The organism is Cerasicoccus frondis, assembly GCA_031296915.1.
GTDB classification, from domain to species: Bacteria; Verrucomicrobiota; Verrucomicrobiia; order Opitutales; family Cerasicoccaceae; genus Cerasicoccus; species Cerasicoccus frondis.
Genome location: JAVDPC010000017.1, coordinates 91564 through 109387 on the forward strand (window position 1 = coordinate 91564; position 17824 = coordinate 109387).

Below are 17824 nucleotides of genomic sequence, written 5' to 3' on the forward strand. Positions count from 1 at the left end.
CTACCGGCTCAGCGAAGCCTGGCGCGAAATCCTACAAAGCTGGGGTAGGCGTTGGTTCGCGCGTAGTAGTCGGGGAACTTGTCCTTTACCTCGTCGACCATGCGCGCCTCGCGGAAGTCTTCGATCACAAAACCATTGGCGAAGAGCGCCTGCGCGATGTCCTCAAAAGTGTGGTGATAGGCGGTCAGGTCCATGCCTGCCATTTCAAAGTGGTAGGGATCGTTATGAAAGTAGGGGCGAACCGTGGGATGAGCATTTGCCCGCGTGCCCATGTTCGTTACTTCGTCCATCGGGTGGTGCATGGAGAAAACGAGTTGCCCTCTGGGCTGAAGAATACGCGCCATTTCAGCGAACACCGGCGCCAAATTCTGCTCGTAGTGGATGACGAGCGCGCTGACGATCAGCGAAAAAGAACCGGTTGGGTAAGGCGTGGATTTGATGTTCGCCACGCAGAATTCGATATCGGGATTTTCCGCGCGTGCGATGTCGATTAGCGATTGGGAAAAGTCAGCACCGGTTACGTCGAAGCCACAGCTTTTAAGCCAGCGGGAAAGCAGACCACTACCGCAGCCGAGGTCTGCTACTTTGCATGGGGCAATGCCCGCCAGTAGCGATTCGATCATCGGTTGGTCGAGGTAGCGATTCCACGCGCTATCCTGTTCACGCCCTCGCTTGGCATGGTAGGCGGCGCCGTGGCGATTGTACATTTCTTGATTGGCGTGCATAGTGACGCACAAAAGCAAGGCGCCGGGTCTCCAAAGGTCAACGCCAATGCAATGCGCTGTTCACCGCGCCGACGAAGCTATGATGAAAGCGCCCCAAGGCTGAAAGCCTTGGGGCGCTCTTTGGACCATTTCCACCGCCGGGTGCAAAGTCGCTTTACTTGCTATGGCGCTTTCGAATAACGGCGATGCAAAGGACGCCAAAGCCTGCGATCATGGCGTAGGTTTGAGGCTCTGGCACGGTCATGGCTGTGTAAGCAGTGTCGCTGGTATCCACCGAGATTTCGTAATTGTAGTAGTAGGCTCCGGTGGTCCAATCGATCTCGTAGCTGCTGATCGGGCCAGCATCGGAAAGATCCCATTGAAACAGGAACAAAGTGGAATCCTCGGCAAAGCTCAGACCGCCGCTGATGGAATCAGTGAAGTCGGCGGCAATCGGATCTGTCGACCCGTTCAGGAACAGCGTGGGTACGGAAACAAATGATTCGGTTCCTACGACATTGTTGATGTCCACCTGAAAAAGGATGGTTTGCAAATTTGCAATGGGCGAAGCGTCGCTGACGAATAAGGTGCCATCGCCACTGAAGCTGAACAGACCGCCGCCTGCGACATACAAGTCGGTGCCTGTAATTTTATCTAGCGTGGCGCTGGTCGTGCCAGTCATGTCTGCGAGTGGTTGCGCCCAGCCCAAGGTCGGAGTTTGGTAATTGTGATTGTAGCCGTTGGCCTCAGACAGCAGTGGATTATCGCGATTCAGATCATACCATGCTGCGCTTTCGGTTGTTCCTGCGAAGCCTGGATTTAATACCGCATTTGCTACTGTAGGGACCACGCTGATCAGGGCCGCCCAGTGAATTATATTCAGTTTCATTGTTCCTAGTCAGTTGTTTGTAATATTGAGCTCAATGAGAAAGACTGAGTCTCAATAGCTTGTTGAATGAATTTGAGATTCATTTTCATGTCAACGCGATTCGTATTCTCAACTACGCCAAGTTTATTGCGAAACAACTGACTGTATGCGTGGGCTTTACGATTTTGCTCGCGGCAGGTCTTGCGCCAGGAAATGCAGCAGGTATTTGCCCTCAAACTCTTCACCGGGCAGAAACTCATTTACCGGCCACACGTGGCGTGGCTTGATTTTTAGGCGGGCGACTTCCTCGGCGTACTCACCGCCTTTCCAGTAGATGAGTCCGTTTTCGAGTGAGTGTTTTTGGCCGCGGCGCCCGAGCTTTTTGATCCAACTACAAAACAGCGGCAGCTCCTTAACGGCGCGGCCGGTAATGAAGTCGAACTCGCGGTTTATGCTTTCCGCGCGGCAGTTGCGGACCTCGACATTTTCCAAGCCCAGCTGCTTGGCGATGTCTTCAACGACCATGATTTTCTTGCCCACGGAGTCTACCAGCGTGAAGTGTGCGTGCGGATAGCAGATCGCCATGACGAGGCCAGGGAGGCCGCCACCGGTGCCGACATCGATCACGCGCGCGCCTTTCATCAGCTTGAGCACGCGGTTGACGATCAGGCAGTGCGCAAGGTGCTTTTCTTCCAAACGCTCAATGTCTTTGCGTGAGACGAGGTTGATCTTGGCGTTCCAGTCGCGCATGAGTTCGGCCCAGGCGGTGAGCTGGTCCCAAGTGGCGGCTTCGATGTCAGGAAAATGCGGTTTTATGGTTTCCACGGTCAGAAAAGCCACGTTATGTAGGGCGCTTTTCTTCGACGCAAACCGCAACTTCACACTTGCAACGCATCAAAGCATCCGAATAGATTGATTTGTTTCTTGCATGTCTAATTCCGCAATCAATAAGCCGTTTACGAAAAAAGGCCAGCTCCTCGCCGATTTGCTGGCGGAGCGCATCGTCTTCCTCGATGGAGCGATGGGGACCATGATCCAGCAATACAAGTTGCAGGAAGAGGATTTCCGCGATGACTCCCTGGCCGACGCCCCGGGCGACCTGAAGGGCAACAACGACCTGCTCAGCTTCACCCGCCCGGACATCATTGGGGAAATCCACCGCCAGTTCTTCGAGGCCGGCGCGGACATCATTGAGACGAACACCTTTAGCGGCACCACGATCGCCCAGGCCGACTACAAGCTCGAGTCCCGCGTGCGCGACATCAACGTCGAGTCCGCCAAGCTTGCCCGCAAGGTCGCCGACGAAATTTCTGAAAAAGAGGGCCGCCCGACTTTTGTGGCTGGCGCCATGGGGCCGACGAATCGTACCGCGTCGCTCTCGCCGGATGTCAACCGCCCGGAATATCGCGCAACCAGCTACGACGAGCTCTATAAGGCCTACTACGAGCAGGCCGAGCAACTGATCGAAGGCGGCGTGGACCTGCTGTTGCCGGAGACGACTTTTGACACGCTGAACCTGAAGGCCGCGTTGCACGCGATTGCCGATTTGCAGGACACCTTGCCCGAGCGCATCCCGGTGATCGTGTCGGTGACGATTACGGACAAATCCGGGCGCACGCTGTCCGGGCAAACCGTCGAGGCGTGCTGGAATTCCATCCGCCACGCCAAGCCGCTTTGCGTGGGTCTTAACTGCGCGCTTGGCGCGGACCTGATGAAGCCCTTCCTCGAAGAGCTGTCCGCCGTTGCCGATTGCTACGTGCACGTTTACCCGAATGCCGGCTTGCCGAATCCGCTCGCGCCGACGGGCTACGATGAGACCCCGGCAACGACCGGCAGCGCGGTCAAGCAGTTTGCCGAAGCGGGCCTCGTGAACCTGGTGGGTGGCTGCTGCGGCACGACTCCGGGGCACATCGCGGCTGTCGTTAAAGAACTTTCCCCGCTGCCGCCGCGCAAGGTGCCGAGCTTCGAGCCCGCGCTGCGCCTCAGCGGTTTGCAGGCGCTGAACATCACCGACAAGAGCGGGTTCATCAACGTCGGCGAACGCACCAATGTGACCGGTTCGCCGAAGTTTAAAAAGCTCATCAAGGCCGACGATTTTAATGCCGCGCTCGCCATTGCGCAGAGCCAGGTGGACGCTGGAGCGCAGGTGATCGACATCAACTTCGACGAAGGCATGCTCGACGGCGAGGAGTGCATGACGCGCTTCCTCAACCTCGTGGCATCGGAGCCCGATATTGCCAAGGTGCCGATCATGATCGACAGCTCGAAGTGGTCCGTCATCGAAGCCGGTCTCAAGTGCGTGCAGGGTAAATGCATTGTCAACTCGATCAGCCTCAAGGGCGGCGAGGAAGAGTTTAAGGCGCAGGCGAAAAAGATTACGCGCTACGGCGCCGCGGTCATCGTCATGGCCTTCGACGAAACGGGCCAAGCTGACAATCAGGCCGACAAGGTGAAGATCGCTAAGCGCTCCTACGATATCCTCGTTGACGAGGTGGGCATGGATCCGCAGGACATCATTTTCGACCTCAATATCCTGACGGTTGCGACCGGCATGGAGGAGCACAACAACTACGCGGTGGACTTCATCGAGGCCGTGCGCGAAGTGAAGCAAAAGTGCCCCGGCGCGCGCACCAGCGGCGGCCTGTCGAACATTTCGTTTTCGTTCCGCGGCAACAACCCGGTCCGCGAAGCGATGCACGCGGCGTTCCTGCATCACGCTTGCGCGGCGGGGCTCGACATGGCGATCGTCAATCCGAGCCTGCTGATGAACTACGACGAGATGGATGCGACCATGAAAACGATGGTCGAGGACGTCTTGCTGAATCGTGACCCCGACGCCACCGAGCGCATCATCGAGTATGCGGAAAAGGTGAAGGACGGCACGATCACCGTGGGCGCTGGCACGCCGGAAGAGCGTATCAATGCGGCCATGATTCAGGGCATGAACACGCTGCGCGAGCTCTTTGAGCGCGCCAACGCGGAGAAGAATCCCGAGGTCATTGAGAAGTTTTTGCAGGGCGGCGCAGGCGCGGTTCCTGCCGCTCAAAAAAAAACGGCTGACGTAAAGGACGACTGGCGCAGTGGCACGGTCGAGGAGCGGCTGAGCCATGCGCTCGTTAAAGGCATCGTCACGCATGTCGATGCGGATACCGAGGAAGCGCGCCAGAAATACAGTCGACCGCTGGAGGTGATCGAAGGTCCTCTGATGGACGGCATGAAGGTCGTCGGCGATCTCTTTGGCGCTGGCAAAATGTTCCTGCCACAGGTGGTTAAAAGCGCCCGCGTGATGAAGAAGGCCGTGGCCTACCTGATGCCTTACATGGAGGCGGAGAAGGAAGACGGCGCGGGCAGCAGTGCGGGTAAATTCCTGATCGCGACCGTGAAGGGCGACGTGCACGACATCGGCAAAAACATCGTGGGCGTGGTGCTCGCGTGCAACAACTACGAGGTCAAGGATCTCGGGGTGATGGTCGACTGCGACACCATTCTAAAGGAAGCCGAGGAGTGGGGCGCGGACATCATTGGCATGTCCGGGCTGATCACGCCGTCGCTCGACGAAATGATTTACAACGCGCAGGAGATGACCAAGCGCGGCTTCAAACAGCCCTTGCTCATCGGTGGAGCCACGACCAGCTCCGCGCATACGGCGATCAAGATTGCGCCGCACTACAATCAGCCGGTTGTGCGTGTGGGTGATGCCTCACTGGTGACCGGTGTTTGTAACAGCCTGCTGAATCCGAAAAAGCGCGACGCCTACATTAAGGAGCTCGAAGAAGAGCAACAGAAGCACCGCGAGCGTTTTGAAAAGGGCAAGGACAAGGTGAAAATCCTCTCCATCGAAGAGGCCCGCGAGCGCGCGCCCAAGGTTGAATGGGATGGCTATTCACCCGCTAAGCCGGAAAACTTTGGATTACAAAGTTGGGACAACATTCCGCTCGACCGCGTGGCGGAGTATTTCGACTGGTCGCCGTTCTTCCACTCCTGGGAGCTGAAGGGCGTCTTCCCGAAAATCCTTTCGCACGACAAATACGGCGCCGAGGCAACCAAGCTATACGACGAAGCCCGCCACTTGCTCGATGACATCATTAGCAACCAACGCTTCCGCCTGCGTGCGGTTACCGCGCTGTGGCCAGCACAAAGTGTAGGCGACGATGTGGTGATCTACACGCCGGAAGACCATGCCAGGGAATTGGCGACGTTCCACTTCCTGCGTCAGCAAAAGGAAAAGCTCAACGCGGGTGAGACCTACAAGTGCCTCGCCGATTACGTGGCGCCGAAGTCAACCGGCATCCTTGACGTGATGGGCGGCTTTGCCTGCACCGCAGGTCATGAAGTCGATGACTACGCGAAGACATTCGAAGAGAAGGGTGACGACTTTACGGGCATCATGATCAAAGCCTTGGGCGACCGATTTGCAGAGTCCTGTGCTGAGTGGTTGCATAAGCAGATCCGCGATCAGTGGGGCTATGGCGCCGAGGAAGCTTTCTCAGGCAAAGTAGCTTTGGAATCCAAAGTTGGCGAGGTTAATGACCACGTTGCCTGGATGATCAAGGAGCAGTATCGCGGCATTCGCCCGGCGGCGGGCTACCCGGCGTGCCCGGACCACACCGAGAAGGACACGCTCTGGCAAGTGCTCGACGTAGAGGCGCGCACCGGCATGCAGCTCACCGAGAGCCGCGCAATGTTCCCCGGCGCGTCCGTGAGTGGCCTTTACTTTGGCCACCCCGACGTCTCGTACTTCAACGTAGGTCTGATCGGTCGCGACCAGTTGAAGGACTACGCGCAGCGCAAGGGCATCAGCGAGGACGTTGCCGCCAAGTGGCTCGCGCCGAACCTGAACGAGTAGGGCTAAGCATCAATAGACCACACATGGTGGTCGGTGTATTTGCCCTGGGAGTAGTTGTTTTCCAGAATGGATTGCGTGTATCCTTCGCGGTTGAGCTCAGCCATCATGTCGATTGCCCAAGGGTGAAGAACGTTTGGACCACTAACCTTGGTAAACGGGAAAATGCGGACTTGTCCGCGGCAGACGCGTAGCAGTTCACGGATGGCCTGCTGGTGGAATTCTTGGGAAAAATGACCGCCATCGATCATCCCACCGACATCGGGATGACTGCCGATGAATAGAAAGTGCGAGCTCAGCACGAGGTCGAAGGCGTTGTCTTCAAAGGGGAGCTCGGGTAGAGATGCGGCGACATAGCGACCCTCCCGATGGCCGGTTTGGAAATCGGCTAGAAACGCATTCAGCGCCGCAGATTTATCCGCCGTCCAAGCGGCCATTTCCTCGGGCGTCATCATGTCGGGTTGCCTTTCACAGAGGTCGCGCGCATATTCTATGTCGGCGCGACCCATCGCTTCGATATCCGGGATCGGTTTGGCGTAGACGGGATCACAGCCGGTTACGTCGAATCCGCGTGCATGGCCGCCGGCGACAAAGCCGTCTGGGCCCGAGTTGCAGTCGAGAATTCGTTTGTCGCGCAATTCATCTTCGCTGAGGGCGAATAAGTTAAGTATTTCTTCGTAGCGACGACCAAAGAAAACGACGCGATCAAATATAAGGGAGAGTGAGGATGCCATGGCGTGGTGTGTCGTGTGTAGTTTGTCTGCATTCCTGAATCAGTCAAAGCGTAATGACAGTGTTTCCTGTTACTCCATCCCGTGAGGCCAGTGTAAATGAGGGTTGATCCAAGCGGCGTGCTTCGCAATGTCTTCTCCATGAATCGCAAGCTTGAGATTGGCGGGGTGCTGTTGCTGCTGGGAAGCTATTTCCTAATTGCTCTGTATAGCCTGATCAACCTTTCCAAGCATTACGACGAGGGCATTTACCTAATTGGTGGTTATACATTTTGGACGCACAGTGATTATCGCTTGCATCCCGAGAACGGAAATTTGCCACAGCGTTGGGGCACGCTGCCCATGCTCTTGATGGACACGCCGGAATTTCCGACGGATCATTTTTCCTGGCAGTATCCGGAGGGGTGGCAAGCCGAGCGACACTACCTTTACCAGATGGATACTGAGCCGGTTTGGCTACTGTTCTGCGCCCGGGTAATGATGATACTGGCGACGGCATTTTTCGGTTTAGTGGCCTATCTTTTCGCGCGACAAATGTTTGGCGTGGCGGGTGGCTTCATCGCGCTGATTGCCTTCGTGTTTAATCCTGAAATGTATGCGCATGGGCGGGTGATTACGGCGGACATGATGGGCGCAGGAACGTTTCTGCTGAGTCTGTATGCGTTGGGTTTATTGCTGGAAAAAATGACGCTGCCTCGCACTTTATTACTGGGCGTTGCGGTTGGTTTATTGAGCGTTTCTAAAAATTATGCTGCTCTGTTTGCGCCGGTTGCTTTTCTATCGTTGCTGACTGTTTCTGCGCTACGTCGTGAGTATGTGATGTCGTTGCCGGGACGTTTGTGGACGCAACAAGGCTTTGCGCGGGTATTGCTTACGCGCTTGTCGGGATTACTGGCGGCGGCGCTGGTGGCTTGGGCTGTGCTCTGGGCTTTTTATGGGTTCCGTTATGCGGCGTATAATCCCGAGTTAGCGCCACCGGTTGAGAGCTGGGACTGGGATGATATGCTGGACTCTGACCGCGCGAGCGTCGGTCTAGTCAGCGCCATTCGAGAAATGCGATTGTTGCCGGAAGCGTTTGTGTATGGCGTAGCGCACATTCTGCGAGGCGGTGAAGTCCGGCATTCCTTTTTATTGGGTGAGTATTCGTATGATGGCTTCCTGACGTATTTCCCCATTGCGATGTTAATTAAAACTCCGGTTGCATTACTGTTTTTGTATGCGACGGGTTTGGTCTTCGCGGGCATTCAATTGAAGCGCTGGCGTGCGAATCGCAACGTTGTCCCGCGTTCGCGGATAATCTTCATGACGCCATTCTTGATCATGATTGTGATCTATTCGCTGATCGCAGTTAACAGTGTTTACAACATCGGCTTTCGTTATTTCCTGCCCGTTAATTTATGCTTGGTTGTCTTGCTCGGCGGCTTGGCGGTTTTGTGGCGGACGAGTCGGGCGGGGCGGGTGTTGATCAGTGCGGCGCTGCTTATTCAAGCGCTGGAGTGCTTAGCTGTTTTTCCCCACTATCTTTCATTTTTTAATGTGGCGGTTGGCGGCCCGGCAAATGGGTATAAACTGCTCGTTGATAGCTCTGTTGACGGTGGGCAAGATTTGGGCCAACTGAGTGATTGGCTGGCTGAGAACCATTCCGGTGAAGCGCGGCTTCCAGTCTATCTCGGCTTCTTGGGGAATGAGAGCCCGACTTACAATGGCGTGGATGCGCGGTATCTTTACTCAAAAGGGATTCACAGCATGGAGTCCTATCATCTCGAAATTTTGGAGCCTGGATATTACGTTATGAGCGCGACTATGTTGCAGGGGATTTATTACCGGATTCAACGCCCGTGGAACGACGCTCATGACCGCGCTTATGTGCACTCGGCGGCCGATCTGGCGAAATTGCTCAGTATTTCTGACGACCCTCAGACGCTGTTTAAATATGTGATGCACCATGATCCGGAGCGCTGGTTGAAGTCGCTTGAAAATTTTGAGCAATTGCGCGCCGAACGTTTGCGATTGTATCTGATCGGGCAAGAACCGACTGCTCGCATTAACTACTCCATCTTCGTCTATAAACTAAGCGAACAGGATTTGCAAAACGCGCTCCCTTTTCCCGAGTTAGGTTTTCCCGAAGACTTTCCGTATGCCGCCTTCAAGTATCAAATCAAGCAGGCATTGAAGGAGCAGGGGAAGCTGACGGATACTCCTTAACGCTGGGATCTAAGCTCGTTCAGGATTTTGGGATTCTTGGTTTCATAATCCAGAATCTTTCCTTCGCTGTTTCGGACAATGACGGTCGGGTGAAGAATCGAAACCGTCGAAGAAGTGGCTTCAATCTGAAACTTGATCGGCGTGTGCCGGGATATCGTGTAAGTTTCCGTGCGATTCTGATACTCGCTTCGTCCTGTGCCGGACGTGTAAAACGACTCGACTACAATGGTGTTGTCAAAAGGCGAAGTCGTGCTGATGTGCACGATGTGAGATGAGCCAGCGCCACGGTAGTAAGTGTTTTCCCGGTTGCTGGTCGACGCCGTATTGCCAGTTGCAGTCGCCACGCTTTCACGAACGGCGTTACTGGTGTGACTGGTTAGCTCCTGCAGGCGAATGCTGATCATTGCATGCTCCGACATATAGTCGTGAAGCATTGCGATTGATTCCGCCGTCAGTCGGCTTTCGGGAAAGCTGTATGACTGGCGATTACGGCCAGAGGCGGATAGTGTGCCGTCGGGGGAGCGGTCGGTGAATTTTAGCTCTGCCTTGCGTCCATCGGTCGCCTGCACGATTAAGTAGCCGTCGGGGGTTGGGCCAAGCGGGCGATTGTCCTCGCTGGGGACGGCCTGAGCGGCGGCTTCGGCGTTTGTGCTGGCTGGTTCCGCTGGTTCGCTTGGCTTGGAGCACGCCGCGAAACTCAGAATGATTCCGACGATGGCAAAAATCTGCACTAAATGTTTCATCATTTTTCTTAATAGATACTACCAACCGCCTTGGAAATGCAAGGCTTCATAGAAATCTTCGCCCAGGCTCTTAATGTCGTGCAGGAAGCGGCTGGGTTGCAAGAGCCGGGGCGGGCCACCGGTTACCGTGACTTTGGGGTAGCACAGGTAAAGCTCGTCCTTGGCGCGGGTCACAGCCACGTAAAACAAACGCCGTTCCTCCTCGACGTCGCCTTCTTCGATGGCGCGTTTGAGCGGGAATAATTCGTCGGCGCAGCCCAATACAAAAACATAGGGGAACTCCAAGCCCTTGGCCTGGTGAATCGTCGACAAGCGCACAGTTTCGGAGTCCGGATCGATCTTCCGGTCGCTGGTCTCGGAGTTGAGCAGGACGAGTTGTGCTAGGAGCTCCGTCATGTTGTCATAACGGCTGGCAAAGCCAATCAGGGAATCGAGGTCGTCGCGGCGGGATTGCCAGTTTTCGTAAACGGTGCGCAGGTAATCGCCATACCAGCCTTCGATGCCGATGCGGACAATTTCCTCTGGAGTCTTGGCTTTGGCGGCAACTTTTTCCTCGGCTAAAACTTCGGCAAAGAGGTCGCGTTGAGGGTCGTCGACTTGAGGCTCGGGCGTGGGCTCTGGTGAGCCCATGGCTTCGAACATATCCTGCCAGGTGTAGGCCATGTCTGTCCAGTCGTCGACGGCGTCTTTGGGCACTTTGTCGAGCACGGTTTCGTGGCTGAGCGCATGGAAGATGTTGAGCTTGTGCTTCTCGACGACTTTGAGCGCGAGTTTCAGGAGGCGTTCGGCGGTTTTCGGGCCGACCTTGGGCAGCAGGCCCGCTACGCGCTTGAAGGCGGTCTCGTTGCCGGGGTTGGTGATGAACGACAGTTGCGCCACGAAGTCACGGATGTGCGCCTGCTCGAAGAAACGCACGCCGCTGGTTATCGTGTAACCGACGCCTTGGCGTGACAGCTCCATCTGCAAATCCATGGCCTGAAAATGAGCGCGGTAGAGCACGGCAATGTCCTTAAGCGGCACGCCTTCCATTTGCAGGCCTTCGATGCGTTTGATGACAAACGAGGCCTGCTGGCGGGTATCCATTGTGGGGACTACGTAGGGGCGCTGGTTGCTGCGTTTCGCGGCCTTGAGCTCCAGCGGATAGCCATCGATGTAGGGGTGGGGCAGCATGAGCGCATTGGCCAGGCGCAGGATTTCCGGGCTTGAGCGGTAGTTCGTCTCGATCTTGTAAATCTCCCGCTCGGGGTAAACCTTGGCGAACTCCTCCATGTTGCCGAACTCGGCGCCGCGCCACGTGTAAATGCACTGCCAGTTGTCGCCGACGATCATCACGTTGCGGTGCTTCTCGGCCATCTTGTTGATGATCGACGCCTGCACGGTATTGGTGTCCTGAAACTCATCGACGAGGATGTAGCGAAAACGGGACTGCAGGACTTCGCGCGCCTCGGCGTCCTCATTCAGCAGCTTGAGCCACATTTCAAGCAGGTCGTCGTAATCGCAGACTTGCTGGGCGCGTTTTTTCTTCTCGTACTCGTCGGCAAATTTTCGGGCTTGCTGGGGGAGGTCCTCGCGCCACGGATAGCGTTCGGCGGCGACGTCTTCAACCGGGCGGTTGGTGTTGCGCGCATAGCTAACGAGGTCCAGGACGACCTTGGGTTTCGGGTTTTCCTTGTCCTTGGTAAACTTCGGGTCGAGCGTCTTGAGCGTGTCGCCAAAGAGGCTTTCGGCGTCGCCCTGGTCGAGGATCGTGTAGCTTTTCTCCAGACCGATGGACTCGCCATGCATGCGCAGAATGCGGCTGCCGATGGAGTGAAACGTGCCGCCCCAGAATTGCTTGCCTGGCACGCCCGTCAGCTCCTCGACGCGTGTGAGCATTTCACGGGCAGCCTTATTGGTGAAGGTGAGCAACAGGATTTCGCGCGGCCACACGCCCTGTTCGAGCAAATAGGCTACGCGGTAGGTGAGGGTGCGCGTCTTGCCCGAGCCGGCGCCAGCGAGCACGAGGCAAGGGCCATCGGGCGCCTTCACGGCGGCCAATTGTGCCGGGTTCAGTTCGGCGTCGTAGTCGATTGGCGCGAAGGCGCGGTCGGCCTGCGTGCTATTTCCTGCAAAACTCATCGGCCCAACTTTGCGATTGTTGGTCCTTAATGCGAGTGGTTTTTATTCACAGCCTAGAGTTGGCGCAAGGCGGCTTGAACGAATAGCTGCCTTAGCGGGCTTCTCAAAAATCGGATGACCTGAGCCCAGGGGGGGGGGGAGCCCGCCGCAAATTGCATATCAAAGAACACTACTGTAACTGCCCGCTCGCCGGGACGAGGCGCAGGTGGGACGCAGGCGGCTCAGGGGCCGCCGGCTGGAGCGACGGATAACTCCGTTACTCACACGTCGATGCTGCGCTGACCAGGCTGGCATAGGGCGTCGCGCAAAGGGTGGATCAGGCAAAGCTGGGCGTCGCGAGGCTGGTTGCTGTCACCAAGCCAGTCCGCGAATAAGCCCGTTTGCCCGTCACCACAATGCACGCGACCGAATGGTCCCGCATGGCGTCGACTGGGATACCTGCGTGGTGGTCGCTATGGCGGATGTGTTTGGGAGAAGTTCATATGTTCGAAAGTTCGAATGTTTGAAAGTTGGAGGGGTGGGATGTGGGTAATGTGGGTAATGTGGGTAGGGTGGGTAAGGTTTGTAAGGTGGGTAATGTTGAGGAGGCGGGGGGGGCGCAGTTGAGTAGCACAGGCGTCTCGCCTGTGTCCCGATTTCCAACTGACTGAATGCACCGCGCGACGCCAATGCGATGGGGATGCGTCTGTGTACAGTTAGATGGGTAGAGCACAGGCGGGACGCCTATGCTACGTCCGAGGGGCAACGCAGAAAGGGAAATGAAGTGATCAATAAGACACTAAGATTTGGACGCCCAACCGCAAATAAAAAGTGAACGTGCGAGCATTTTATTAGTGAGTGGCTTTCACTAATAATCCACGCTGGGAATCAACGACTTACGTACGCGAAAACGGGCGATCCGATCAGCAACGGGGCATTCAAACTACTTTGCATTCACCCGTTCAGCTCTTTGTTCGAAAGCGCCTTGCCCCGGAGGCCAACTGGGTCGAAGGGCAATTGATTTTCAGACGCCCACGTACATTTTTAGCTTTATTAAGTGTTTATTAATCCAGCTGCCTGTATGATGTTGCCGTGATGTGTCGCTGGTCATTGAGCTTCTCATGACTGCGATCAAAATAGTCACGGCATCCCAACCACTGAATAACTTACGCTATGAGCACTCTTCGATCATTGTTCGTCCTGTCTATCTGCTGTCTGGCCAGCGCGCTGTTCGCCAAGCATGTTGAGTATACGCCGCAGATTGTGGACACGCTGATGCAGCCATATTATAAAATGCATGAAGGCTTGGCTGCGGACGATTTGGCTAAGGTCCAGGCCGGGGGCAAGGAGCTGGCTGAGGCGATGAAAAACGCGCCGACTGATCCTGACTTTGTCGACACCACCAATGCGTTGAGCACGTCTGCGACCGCAATGAGCAAGGCTCCTGATCTCAAGTCGGCTCGTAAGGATTTCCACGTGATTTCCCAAGAGCTGATCAAGCTGCTCAAACACGAAGGCGCGCATGATGGCAGCAAGCATTTCGTGCATTTCTGCCCAATGGCGCATGATGGCCAAGGGGCTGCCTGGATTCAGCCTAACAAGGACACGGCGAATCCCTACTACGGCAAAATGATGCTCAAGTGCGGCGAGTTTGACGAGGAAATCAGTGGGGCAGCCAACGGTGAAACCGAAGATCACCCGCATTAGGGAGTTCTAAAGATACTGGATTTCATGAGCGCTCTTCCTGTATTGGGAAGGGCGTTTTTCGATTTAGCTAATGAAAATACCGTGTGGTTCAATGGCTCTGACTAGTGGGTTGAATCATCGACAATTAGATAAGTATTTTTTGCTGATTACGATCAGGCCTCAAGTGGTGGCAGTGCTTTTAAGATACCCTATTATCATGTTCGTCATTGAATCGGCGTTCTTTTGGGCGCAGAAGCGATATCATGCGCCATATCCTACTGTTTATGCCGCTCCTGGTCGCGCACTTGGGGCATGCATTCCTGCTGGTCGATACTTCCCATGTCGACAGTGATTTTTTAACGCCGCAGGCCAGGCTATTTTATCACGCCACTGACGCGCCCATCGAGCCGCTGAGCGCCTATACTTTCAATCAGGCTCCGAAGGGTGAATCTTTGCTGTTCCCCCCGGCCTTGGCCAGTGATCGATGGCTAGTCATGCAGGATGACCTCAAGGTGTTGTGTATGGACTACATGCACGGCGCAGGGCATCATCGACTAACAGTGAGGAAAAGCTTGGGCTACCACATGGAGCGGGGGCTGCCCATGGGCTATGATTCGCTGTCGCCGCTGGAAATCATTTTGGTCGAGGACAGTAATTTCGGAACTGTGCTCGTTTCCTCAGTTCCCTATCGTTGGCCAATCGGGCGCTGAGCTTGGTCGACTTGCAAAGACCGTAAGAAGTCCGCAATCGCATCACTCACTTTCGTAGGGGACTGCTTGGCAAAAGCCTTTTCGGCGGCAGTGGCGTTCTTCTGCCATGGCCATGGCTTGGCTGGTATTTCAAAGACCAGGACACGTGGCCCAAGTGGTCGCCAACGCACTGGGGATACGTCAGAGCGCGTTACCGGAAAAATACAGCACGTTGGGCATCCCGTTGCCGCCGCAACGTGTGCCGGGCCACTGTCACGACCGATGAATAGAGAGGCCCGCGTGAGGCTGTCCACCATACCGGGCAAGGGCAGCTTGCCTGAAAGGTTTTCGACCGGGATCTGGCGCGCCCTGAGTTCGTTGGCGACGCCCTCTGCAATGGCAAACTCCTGCTCGGTTCCGATCAAGGTCACCTTGACCTCGGTTGCTTCGGCTATGATTTCAGCGTCAATGACGTCCTTTGCGATCTGGGCGAGGAGGGAAGGCGGGAGCTTGGCTTTTGCGCCAAAGGAGCCGCAGTGAATGACGATGCGTGGCTCGGCGCGATCAGGGCTCCAGGAGGCAAAGGGAAGCGCAGGCGTCCACGGGTCGCGCACTTCGGGCAGAGCGGATTGCACGACCGCAAGGCAGTATTCGAGCTCGTGCTTGAGCCCAGCGTCTTTGTCATAAGGCAGGGCGTCGGTCAGCCATTGGGCGTCCTGCGCATAGCCCACGCGCCGAGGAATGCCAGCATCCTGCGCGAGCTTGGCGCAAACCGAGTCCGGGTGCAAGTGGATGGACACGTCGAAATTCAGGTCGCGCACTTGCTGCGGGGATAATGATCCCCAGGGCAGGAAGTGGGTCGCCTTTTCGGGCGCCATTAGCAGCGGACCGTAAATTTCGCTGGCGCAAAAAAACACCTCTGCTTCCGGGTAGGCGCGCTGAGTCGCCTCGACGAGCGCGGAGGAGATCACCACATCGCCGAGTCGGTCGGTCCGGAATAGCACGATTCGCATTCAGTCAGAGCTTGGAGATGTTGCAGTCTGCGCCAAGCGGAAAAGGTTCGCGTTGGATTGCTCCACTGCCTGAAAGATATTGCGCGGCAATGGGAGAATGCCTTAGCAATGAGGCAATGTTGAGGCGAATTATAGCAATTGTGCGCATTACAGTCGGCGAATGGTGGGCGGACAGACGCTACTTTTTCCGTCATCAGCTCAAGAATCGTTTCCGATTTATCAAGGGTTTTGGCGAGCACCAAGCCAAGGAATTTGGCGACTGGAGGCGCAGTGCTGACGCTCGCCGGAAGACTGCCAAGCGGGAGCGTTGGGCTGCCCGGGCCAATGCCAAGCAATGGCTGCGCATGTCATTGTTTGCCGCGTTGGCATTGCTCGTCTCGCTGATAACCGCTCCTTTTCGCTTGGCGCGTTGGTTCTTCCGGGGATTAAACCGACTGCGGAAAATGTCAGCCAAAGAAGCCTGCCTGGAGGTTTGGTACGGCTACCGGGCGATGATTGCCTGGGGGCTGAACCAACTGGGCTACCTCTTTATGCGCTGGCGGGATTTTCCTCTGTGGCTGCGCGGAATATCCGCCCTGATTATCTTGGGTGGCGTCGGTGGCCTGATCTCTTTGCCCTGGGCGATCAAGGCGGCGAAGTCTTATCGCAGTGAGGTGATTTTCGCGGAGGCGGAGCAGTTGCAGGAATCCGGCCGTTTAGTGGAGGCCTACACCAAGGCCCGTGCGGCGGCCTTGCTGGACCGTGATGATCCTGAGCTGCTGAAGGTAACCGCCGAACTGGCCAAGGAAACGCGCAACCCGGAGTTGGTTTGGTGGAGTGAATTGACGGCGAAGGCTAGCGGCTATGATCCTGAATCACTGGCGGAAGTGGTGGAGTATGCATGCCAGTATCGGCGTATCCGGATTGCTGCGCGTTATTACCAGCGTCTGCTTCAGATGTATCCTGAGCACGATCTGGTGGTGGACGCGCATGTTCGTTTGTTGATGGTGCAGGGGCGTGCGGCCGATGCTTATGCGCTGGCGGGAAAGGCTTTCGCCGCTGGCAACCAGTCACCGGCAGTGCACCAGTTGGTGCTGCAGGAGTATTGGCGCGATCCGGAAGCTCGCGATAAGCTGATCGCTTACATCGATGAGCATATTGACGAACCAGATCGCTTGGGGCTGGGGGTCATTCACCTGGCGCTCCTCAATCCCGGGCCTTTGTTTGACGAAGGCTTCGATTACAACCGCGTGCTCACTGCAGCGCTCGCCCATCCGGAGATCACGCCGATTGAACAGGCGATGGCTTATGGTCGGACGTGGGAAATGGGAGATCTGGATCGTGATGAGGCGGTGCAAGGCGTGTATGAAGTCATTGATTGGCAAGACGCCGAGAGCTGGGATAGCGCACTCGACTTGATCAGTAATTTTAAGTTTTACGAAATTCTGGAAGAGGAACCGCTGAAAGCTTCCATCAAGCGGGATGAGGCATTGTCTCAGCTTTATGTGGAAGGCTTGCTGCAGGGGGAGAATCCTGACTTCGAGCAAGTGGCGGGCTTGGTAAACGGAATTTCCACGGAGACTACCGTAAAGCTCTATCCGCATGATCGCGCATTTTGGCGGGCGATCCTGGCGCATAAAAATGGGGATGTAGATGGTTTTCGGGAAGAGCTGGTGAAGAGTTTGGAGGCGGCGGAAGAAGCAGACTGGCAGCGGTTGAACCAGATTGCGCTGCGTTATCTCGACCCAACTGCACTGATCGAGTTTTACAGCGAATCGATGCGGCAGACTCCTTATTCGCCGATGATTCTCTCCAGCTTTCTGGGGCAGCTATATTTGCAATCCGACGACGAAACACTCAAGCGGGTGCTGCCTCAAGTGTCGTTGCAGACCTTGCGCAACAGCCCGAACATTCTGATGCAGGCGATCTACCTGAAGGCTTTGTATGGACAGGATTTGGAGCTTTGTCGCTACTATGCGGAAGAGCTGGTGTCACGTTTTCCGGACACGGCGAAATACTACCTGGTCCTCGCGTTTGCCTATGCGCAATCCAACCACCCGGGAGTCGCCAAAAGAGTGGCCACTCAAGTGCCTGTGAATACGGCTGATAAAGCGCAGGACGCCAGCCTTTACTTTTGCTATGCGGCGGCAAGTGGCGACTGGGGCGCAGTCAATCGGGAGCAACTTTACCTCAGCGCTGAGCAGGCGCTGTATGATCAGGTGAAGCGACGCGAGGCGGAGAGCCAGGGGATGTCAGTCAACTGAGC

General features: G+C 56.0%; 12 protein-coding genes. 5 read left to right on the top strand and 7 right to left on the bottom strand.

Annotated elements, in window-relative coordinates:
* Positions 1-8: 8 nt before the first annotated feature.
* The 3 genes from RBB63_RS13920 to rsmG form a co-directional block, all read right to left on the bottom strand.
* On the bottom strand, positions 9-725 hold the full coding sequence (locus RBB63_RS13920) for a class I SAM-dependent methyltransferase (RefSeq protein WP_309385290.1): 717 nt from the start codon (positions 723-725) through the stop codon (positions 9-11).
* Positions 726-879: 154 nt separating this feature from the next.
* A complete protein-coding gene (locus RBB63_RS13925; RefSeq protein ID WP_309385292.1) occupies positions 880-1593 on the bottom strand; it encodes a hypothetical protein in 714 nt (237 codons plus the stop codon).
* Between the two features lie 156 nt (positions 1594-1749).
* Positions 1750-2397 (bottom strand): 16S rRNA (guanine(527)-N(7))-methyltransferase RsmG, encoded by a 648-nt coding sequence (rsmG, locus tag RBB63_RS13930; protein ID WP_309385294.1) that lies wholly within the window; start codon positions 2395-2397, stop codon positions 1750-1752.
* 103 nt (positions 2398-2500) lie between these two features.
* Between rsmG and RBB63_RS13935 the strand changes: the two genes are divergently transcribed.
* Complete coding sequence (locus tag RBB63_RS13935) at positions 2501-6418, top strand: methionine synthase (protein WP_309385297.1); 3918 nt, start codon at positions 2501-2503, stop codon at positions 6416-6418.
* Between the two features lie 2 nt (positions 6419-6420).
* Here RBB63_RS13935 and RBB63_RS13940 read toward each other — a convergent pair whose 3' ends face one another.
* Entirely contained in the window at positions 6421-7149 is a 729-nt protein-coding gene (locus RBB63_RS13940) for a class I SAM-dependent methyltransferase (protein ID WP_309385299.1), read from the bottom strand.
* Between the two features lie 432 nt (positions 7150-7581).
* Between RBB63_RS13940 and RBB63_RS13945 the strand changes: the two genes are divergently transcribed.
* Positions 7582-9351, top strand: coding sequence for a glycosyltransferase family 39 protein (locus RBB63_RS13945; protein WP_309385300.1), 1770 nt, complete (start codon positions 7582-7584; stop codon positions 9349-9351).
* On the opposite strand, the gene RBB63_RS13950 is transcribed toward RBB63_RS13945, so the two are convergent.
* Both RBB63_RS13950 and RBB63_RS13955 read right to left on the bottom strand, forming a co-directional pair.
* Positions 9348-10097 carry a hypothetical protein gene (locus RBB63_RS13950; protein WP_309385301.1) on the bottom strand — a complete coding sequence of 250 codons (750 nt, stop codon included), beginning with the start codon at positions 10095-10097 and terminating at the stop codon, positions 9348-9350. The genes RBB63_RS13945 and RBB63_RS13950 overlap by 4 nt on opposite strands.
* A gap of 15 nt (positions 10098-10112) precedes the next feature.
* Positions 10113-12212 (bottom strand): ATP-dependent helicase, encoded by a 2100-nt coding sequence (locus RBB63_RS13955; protein WP_309385303.1) that lies wholly within the window; start codon positions 12210-12212, stop codon positions 10113-10115.
* Positions 12213-13364: 1152 nt separating this feature from the next.
* Between RBB63_RS13955 and RBB63_RS13960 the strand changes: the two genes are divergently transcribed.
* Positions 13365-13898 (top strand): DUF3347 domain-containing protein, encoded by a 534-nt coding sequence (locus RBB63_RS13960; RefSeq protein ID WP_309385305.1) that lies wholly within the window; start codon positions 13365-13367, stop codon positions 13896-13898.
* Positions 13899-14161: 263 nt separating this feature from the next.
* Positions 14162-14587, top strand: coding sequence for a hypothetical protein (locus tag RBB63_RS13965; RefSeq protein ID WP_309385307.1), 426 nt, complete (start codon positions 14162-14164; stop codon positions 14585-14587).
* Here the strand turns inward: RBB63_RS13965 and RBB63_RS13970 are convergent.
* Positions 14563-15579: a glycosyltransferase family 9 protein gene (locus RBB63_RS13970; RefSeq protein WP_309385309.1), complete on the bottom strand. Its 1017-nt coding sequence runs from the start codon at positions 15577-15579 to the stop codon at positions 14563-14565. The genes RBB63_RS13965 and RBB63_RS13970 overlap by 25 nt on opposite strands.
* A gap of 140 nt (positions 15580-15719) precedes the next feature.
* On the opposite strand from RBB63_RS13970, the gene RBB63_RS13975 reads away from it, so the two are divergent.
* On the top strand, positions 15720-17822 hold the full coding sequence (locus RBB63_RS13975; RefSeq protein WP_309385311.1) for a hypothetical protein: 2103 nt from the start codon (positions 15720-15722) through the stop codon (positions 17820-17822).
* The last annotated feature ends 2 nt before the right edge of the window (positions 17823-17824 follow it).